This window comes from Oribacterium sp. P9 (assembly GCF_046365365.1).
GTDB lineage: Bacteria > Bacillota > Clostridia > Lachnospirales > Lachnospiraceae > Oribacterium.
Genome location: NZ_JBKEIS010000037.1, coordinates 1 through 2,840, shown reverse-complemented (window position 1 = coordinate 2,840; position 2,840 = coordinate 1). Strand labels below are relative to the sequence as shown.

General features: G+C 47.0%; 3 protein-coding genes. All 3 read right to left on the bottom strand.

Going from position 1 to position 2,840, the window contains the following annotated elements; genetic code table 11:
* Positions 1-143: 143 nt before the first annotated feature.
* From ACK8P7_RS10850 to istA, 3 genes are read right to left on the bottom strand one after another with little or no spacing between them, the layout of a single operon-like run.
* Positions 144-341, bottom strand: a complete 198-nt coding sequence (locus ACK8P7_RS10850; RefSeq protein WP_410044214.1) for a mobility-associated LCxxNW protein — start codon at positions 339-341, stop codon at positions 144-146.
* Positions 331-1,125 (bottom strand): ATP-binding protein, encoded by a 795-nt coding sequence (locus ACK8P7_RS10845; protein ID WP_410044213.1) that lies wholly within the window; start codon positions 1,123-1,125, stop codon positions 331-333. The genes ACK8P7_RS10850 and ACK8P7_RS10845 overlap by 11 nt, the downstream gene beginning before the upstream one ends.
* A complete protein-coding gene (istA, locus tag ACK8P7_RS10840; protein WP_410044212.1) occupies positions 1,122-2,678 on the bottom strand; it encodes an IS21 family transposase in 1,557 nt (518 codons plus the stop codon). Before istA ends, ACK8P7_RS10845 begins: the two co-directional genes overlap by 4 nt.
* Between the last annotated feature and the right edge of the window lie 162 nt (positions 2,679-2,840).

Here is a 2,840-nt window from a genome sequence, read left to right as displayed (position 1 = left end):
TGTATATGCCGGCCGGTGAAAGCACACCGCACGGCGTTTTAGTGCATGGCTTCCGCTCATGCAGTGCACTCTTTCCGGTCTGTTGAGCACTTCGGTTTCAGAAGAGATTTATCTTTTCCCGAAGCGTTATGCGACTAATAAAATCACAGGTCCTCTGGAATAGTTATCCCGGCATCAACCAGAACAGCAGTCAATTGATCGATTCTGGCATAAAGACGTTTGATCTCAGTCCAGTTGGCATCAGCAAGTTCTTCGGCTTCTTCCAGAGCATACTGGAGAATCTGATAATCAATCCAGATTTCACATTTGCCGCTTTCAGAGAATGGGCAGTTATCCTTCATAAGCTCCCCCTTCCCGGCTGGCTGACAGCCCATGACGTTTGCGCATTGATATGCGGCCTTCTATTAATACGTCGTAGGCATTATGAACGATCCGATCCATGATGGCTTCTGAAATGGGGCTTCCCTCATCAGATTCAGGATCTATCCGGCCATACCATTCTTCGTTATTGTACTGCGTACAGAAGATCATTGAACCGTTTGGGCTGTTCACTCTGGCTTCTATGATCTCCAGGAGATTATAGGTCTCCTGCGGTGTCAGACAGCGGATCAGCCATTCATCCAGGATTAGGAGATCAGCTTTCCTATAGGTCTTGATCACTTTGTCAAATGTGCCAGTGGCTTTTCCCATGCTGAGTTCATCTAAGAGCTCAGGCATACGAATGTAGATCACATTTTTGTACTTCCTGCATGCTGCATTTCCAAGAGCACAGGCCAGATAGGTTTTGCCGGATCCGCTGGCACCCTTCAGTATGATATGATGATTATCATTGATATACTGGCAGGTTGAAAAGCGTATGATTTGCGCTTTATCAAGTTTCCTGTCCGGAATGTATTCGATTCCTTCAATACAGGCTGAAGGGATTGAAAAATGTGCTTTTGCAATAAGTCTGGCAAGTTTGTTTCTCTGCCGACGGTTCCATTCTGCATCGATGATGAGTCCAAGACGTTCCTCAAAGCCCAGAGACGAATAGGTTGCAGGATCCTCCATCTGACGTTTCAGTTCCTCAGCCATTGCGCTGCAGTGCATGCTCTTTAAAGTTTCAAGTGTTGATTCTCTGATCACTCTGCATCACCTCCCTTTCCATATGCCGCAGCACCTCGGGTGATTCCCCTGCTGCGACTGGATGGATTGGACGCTTTGGATACCGTTTCCAACGGGATCTTATCCTGCCCGTTTTTCAGGATGGTCACAATACTCCTGAGAGATGGCTGGTTTGTGAAAGCCAGAAGCCTTTCACAGGCTTTTTCCGTACGCTGCTGTCCGTAACGGTCAGCTGTCTTCATCAGACCTGCGCAGTATTTATACCCCTGTTCAGGCGCTTTTCCTGAAGTCAGGAAATAGTCGACCACTTTAGCAGTGTGTTCGCCAACGGCGGATGCCCAGTTCATGAATTCATCCGGTGTATAGGAAAGATATTTCTGATGTTCAGGGGGCATATGCTCCGGTTTTTTGACAGGATCCGGCTGAGCTTTCAAAAGTCGGGCATGAGATGCCACGCGGCTCCCATGAAAGAATACTTCCACTGTTTCATTGGTTATCCGTATGTCCACGTTTTCACCGATCAGATCAAACGGAACAGAGTATTTATTGATTCCGTCATTTATGAGATAATCGTTCTGAACCTTTGCAGTGGACCAGACTGCCGGTTCAAATGAGCTCGTGGGGAGTGGCTGCATAAATGCTTTTTCTTCATTCTCATAAGCGAGGCGGCGGTTCCCTATCCTTTTCTGAAAAGGACGGGAATTAAGCTCCTCAAGCTTCTCAGCAACCGCTGATCTTGCTTCATCAAGAGAAAAAAAGTGATGATTACGCAGTGCTGCGATGATCCATGTGGTAGCAAACTTTACAGATCCCTCGGCATTCGGTTTATCATCCGGGTGCCGTACCCTGGCAGGCACAATGGCTGTATTGTAATGATCTGACATTTCCCTGTAAGCACGGGGGATAACTGTCTCATAACGGGTATTTTTTGTGATCCCGGTTTTAAGATTGTCGGGAATCAGAAGCCGGGTAACACCGCCGAAGTATTCGTATGCATGGATATGACAGTTGATGAACACATCAGACTTCATATTCGGACATGCTTCAGCGTATACATAACAGCTGCATGAAAGAACGGCTACAAACAGATATGCCGGAGTGATATCTCCGGTCACAGGATCATAAATACTGATCGTCGTTCCGGCCCAGTCCACCTCCATGGCATCCCCTGGCTTGTGGTGAATTCTCATAGTAGCTTTGGTCACACGGGCCCATTTACGATAGTTATCATTGAACTGTGTGCTCATGTAAGGCTGTTTACCCGCTGCAGCTGCCTCTGCGCAGTATTCGGTCCAAAGCAGTGAGAGGGTAACCCCCTTTTTTGCCAGTTCCTTATGAATCCGAGGATAATCCGGAAGCATGCGTTCTGCGTCCCTTTTATGCCGTTCAGGATAAAACAGAGATTCCAGAGTATAGTTGGTGACATCATCATCCAATGGCCACTTAACGTTCAAAAGCTCAGCAAGCTTCAATACCTCATGGATGGTATTCCGTGAACTGTGGACACTTGATGCGATATCGACATTAGAATAGTTGAGACTCTTAAGCCTCAGAATTTCGCGATAATCTACCATAGTTATCGTCCTCCTGTAAATGATAGTCACACAAAGTGTGTGCTATTATCATTATAGGAGTAAATATCCGGAGTGCTCAACAGGCCGGAAAGAGTGCACTGAGCGGGCGGAAGCCGTGCACTAAATAACCGTGCAGTGTGATCTCAGGAAGCGGCATATACA